At 64.8% G+C, this 2,672-nt stretch carries 2 protein-coding genes; both read right to left on the bottom strand.

Annotated elements, in window-relative coordinates; all coding sequences use genetic code 11:
• On the bottom strand, positions 1-384 hold a 384-nt coding region (locus tag ABFX45_RS46015; RefSeq protein WP_346137400.1), incomplete at its 3' end, for a hypothetical protein.
• Between the two features lie 1,242 nt (positions 385-1,626).
• Positions 1,627-2,565 carry a tyrosine-type recombinase/integrase gene (locus ABFX45_RS46010; RefSeq protein WP_346137399.1) on the bottom strand — a complete coding sequence of 313 codons (939 nt, stop codon included), beginning with the start codon at positions 2,563-2,565 and terminating at the stop codon, positions 1,627-1,629.
• Between the last annotated feature and the right edge of the window lie 107 nt (positions 2,566-2,672).

Below are 2,672 nucleotides of genomic sequence, written 5' to 3'. Positions count from 1 at the left end.
CGGGAGAGCCGGCTTCGCCGGCAGAACGCCGCTGTCGACGACGCGATCGGGATCCGAAGGAAGGTCAATGGGCATCCAGATCTGATTCTCGCGGACGCGGTGCTCGGCAGCGCGCTGACCGAGGAACAGGCGGGATTGCTGTCTGCGGTACACCTCGACGGCGAGAACCGGCACGTGGTCGCAGGTCGGTGCGGTCTGAGCAGGTACGGGTGTCAGGAAGCGTTGGCGCGGGCAGAACGGAAGCTGCTCGGCTTCCTGAACGATCGCATACCCGATTCGGCGGCGTGAACGCTCCGACGAGCTGGGTTCTGGGGCCGCCGTCGTGCCTGCCGGTGGCCCCAGCCAGGTGTGCATGCAGCGGTACATGGGCGTTGCGGCGACCACGTGCCTGCGAGGTAGCGCCGCAGACGTTCCTCCGCTCGCTGTCGTGCTTTGTAAGTAGCCCACTGACTCATGTTGTGCTGCTCTGCCCAGTCGGTGACAGACACGCCCTCCAGGCGGGTCGCACCGATCAGATCAGCGTCGGTCTGACTCAGCACTCCATCGGCAGCTGCTCGCGCGAGCACGAGGTCGGGATGGCCAGGTACAGCCGCCACAGGCACGGCGGAGGCTTCCAAGCCCGCCGGGGTTGGCCGGTTTCGGGCCTCCACGAGAGCCGCATGGCCAACTCGGTAGGCCGCCCACTTGAGGCGAAGCATGATCCTTGGCCGTCGTAGGTCGACCGTCGCCAGGGCGGCGAGGAACCCGGTCACGATCTCGCTGTGCACGTCCGCGGTGCCGCAGACGAAGGTCGAGGTCAGCTTGGATGATGCGGAGATCAACGCGGGCAGGGCCATGCCGACCGCGGCGGTCCTCCACGCCACCTCCTCCGAGCGAGCCCGCAGAACCAGATGCCTCCACACGGCATCCCTGGTGGCTTGCGGGCATTGCCGGTCCAGCAGCATGTTGCGGACTTCCTCAAGTCGCAGTCGGCGATCAGGAAGCCCTGGGAACAACTCGCCGTCAAGGTGGATCGCGTCAGGTCCGGTGCTCAGCGCCGCGAACGCGTCACGGGCGATATCAAGGGCGTTTCGTGAGATACGAGGCTCAGCGAGACGGTGAGGGTGTTGTTTGGACATCAGCTGACTCCAGGGTTCGGTGATGACTGCAGATACTGTTCTTTCCTGTGTGTACTCGACATCGCCACGCGGCTTGTCTGAAGCTGATTCGACGTTGAGTCAAGGTCATTCAAGGCGACTCTCACACTGGATCGGTCTGGAGAAATCCGGAGAGTCCATGCGCTCCGAACGGCGTTAGACTGAACTCAACGACGGTGAACGGAACCGGCATGACGTGCGGTTTCTTAATCGCCGCAGGTGAAGGTTTGCCCCGACTCACGCTGGCAGTGTGAGGGTCAGGGGTTCGAGTCCCCTCAGCTCCACGCGTAGTTTGAGCCCGTCTGATCGAGCGATTTTCGCTGGTCAGGCGGGTTCTTTGTGTTCCGGTCTTGATCGCCTCCTGTCGCGGGTGCGTTGACCCTGTGGAGGAGAGTTGGAGGAAGTTTCTCCAGCATGATCGTCTCGTGGTGGTGTGGCCTCGGTGGTTGCGGTGTCCCTCATGCCAACGGTGTGAGGGACAGTGAATTCGTTATGCCGCAGCGGTTCCGATGAATCGGCGTGGTACGGGTTCCGGTGCGATGGGGTGCATTCGAACAACGGCCGATGCGGTGGTCCATTGGCGTTGAAGGTCGTTGAGAAGCCGCTGTTCGACTTGGGGCGCGACGTGGGAGTAGACCTCAACGACGCGGTTGTGCAGATGGTGTCCGAGTCGGCGGGCCTGGGCGATTTCGGGTGCACCGCCGGCGATGAGCCAGGTCTTGTGGCTGTGCCGTAGTCCGTGGAACGTCAGTCCTGGCCGGATGGGCTGAGTGTGGACGCGGGCGCCGGGGTGATCACGGTTGCCATTGACGGCCGGGCCGAGCACGCGGCGGATGAAGGTGCTGCGCCACAGCCAGGTTCCGCTCTGTGTGGTGAACACGTAGTCGCCGGTGTGCCGTTGCAGGTGGAAGCGCAGCAGGCCGACGAGGAACGGCGGCAGTGTGATGGTGCGGGCGGAAGCGGCGGTCTTGGGCGGGCCGAGCCACCTTTCGTGGGTGCTTTCGTGCAGGGCACCGATGAGCGGGTCGATGGTGAGGGTGCCGGCGTCGAGGTCGAGGTTGTCGCGGTGTAGTCCGGTGAGTTCGCCCCAGCGGCAGCCGGTCCAGGCGGCGGTGATGATGAGTAGTCCGGCGCCTTCGCCGTCGAGCAGCGTGGCTTGGCTGGCGATCCGGAGGACTTCTTCGGGTGTGGCCCAGATTTTCTCGCGTTCGATGCGGTGGGCGCGGCGTCCGCGGCGGCGGCGTCTGCGGATGGGGTTGTCGGGGATGAGGCGTTCGTCGGCGGCGTCGGTGAGCATCATCGACAGCAGTTTGACGATGCTGGCGACGGTGGTGGGTGCGTAGCCGAGCCGGTGGAGGTTGTTGACCCATTTGGTGACGCCGAGTGCAGTGATGGCGGCGAGTGGGGTGCCGCCCCAGGGTTCCGGCAAAGTCGTGTTGGTGCTGGTCAGGGGTGGATTCCGAGCAGGGTGAGTGGTCGGGTGAAGTCTCGGCTGGTGTGACGCAGGCCGGTGGCGATGCGTGTGTGACCGGCTAG

The sequence above is a fragment of the Lentzea roselyniae genome (assembly GCF_039537795.1).
GTDB classification, from domain to species: domain Bacteria; phylum Actinomycetota; class Actinomycetes; order Mycobacteriales; family Pseudonocardiaceae; genus Lentzea; species Lentzea atacamensis.
The sequence above is the reverse complement of the archived record's forward strand: the minus strand, read 5'-3'. Positions and strand labels throughout refer to the sequence as shown.